A 1,191-nucleotide genomic window follows, 5' to 3' on the forward strand; every position below is an offset into this window, starting at 1 on the left:
TCAGTCGTTGATGGCGGCGACGACGCCGGCGCCGACGGTGCGGCCGCCCTCGCGGATGGCGAAGCGCAGCTTCTCTTCCATGGCCACCGGCACGATCAGCGCCACGTCCATGGTCACGTTGTCGCCCGGCATCACCATCTCGGTGCCTTCGGGAAGCGTGCAGATCCCGGTCACGTCCGTCGTGCGGAAGTAGAATTGCGGCCGGTAGTTGGTGAAGAACGGCGTGTGACGGCCGCCCTCCTCCTTGGTCAGGATGTAGGCCTCGGCCTTGAACTTCGAGTGCGGCTTCACCGAACCCGGCTTGCACACGACCTGGCCGCGCTCCACGTCCTCGCGCTTCGTGCCGCGCAGCAGCACGCCGACGTTGTCGCCCGCCTGACCCTGATCGAGCAGCTTGCGGAACATCTCCACGCCCGTGACCGTCGTGGTCTGCGTGTCGCGGATGCCGACGATCTCCACAGTCTCGCCGACCTTCACGATCCCGCGCTCGACCCGGCCCGTCACCACCGTGCCGCGGCCCGAGATCGAGAACACGTCCTCGATCGGCATCAGGAACGGCAGGTCGATCGGACGCTCCGGCTGCGGGATGTAGGCATCCACCGTCGCCATCAGCGCCAGAACGGCTTCCTTGCCGATCTTCGGCTCCTTGTCCTCCAGCGCCATCAGCGCCGAGCCCTTGGTGATCGGGATGTCGTCGCCGGGGAAGTCGTACTTCGACAGCAGCTCGCGCACCTCCAGCTCGACCAGCTCCAGAAGCTCCTCGTCGTCGACCATGTCGACCTTGTTGAGGAACACCACCAGCGCCGGAACGCCGACCTGACGGGCCAGAAGGATGTGCTCGCGGGTCTGCGGCATCGGGCCGTCGGCCGCCGACACCACCAGGATCGCGCCGTCCATCTGCGCCGCGCCCGTGATCATGTTCTTCACGTAGTCGGCGTGGCCGGGGCAATCCACGTGCGCGTAGTGACGGTTCTGCGTCTCGTACTCCACGTGCGCCGTCGAGATCGTGATCCCGCGCGCCTTCTCCTCCGGAGCCTTGTCGATCTGGTCGTAGGCCGTGAACGTCGCCCCGCCCGTCTCAGCCAGAACCTTCGTGATCGCCGCCGTCAGAGACGTCTTGCCGTGGTCAACGTGACCAATCGTGCCAATGTTGCAGTGCGGCTTGGTGCGGGAGAACTTTTCCTTGCCCAT

The 1,191-nt window shown here is 66.0% G+C and carries 1 protein-coding gene; it reads right to left on the reverse strand.

From position 1 onward, the window contains the following. Positions 1 to 1,191: an elongation factor Tu gene (tuf, locus tag CIW48_RS32850; RefSeq protein WP_091778141.1), complete on the reverse strand. Its 1,191-nt coding sequence runs from the start codon at positions 1,189 to 1,191 to the stop codon at positions 1 to 3.

The sequence above is a fragment of the Methylobacterium sp. P1-11 genome (assembly GCF_008329595.1).
Taxonomy (GTDB): domain Bacteria; phylum Pseudomonadota; class Alphaproteobacteria; order Rhizobiales; family Beijerinckiaceae; genus Methylobacterium.

Bases quoted from the DNA above. Each gene is read 5' to 3' on its own strand.
- tuf (WP_091778141.1), bottom strand. From the start codon at position 1,191: ATGGGCAAGGAAAAGTTCTCCCGCACCAAGCCGCACTGCAACATTGGC.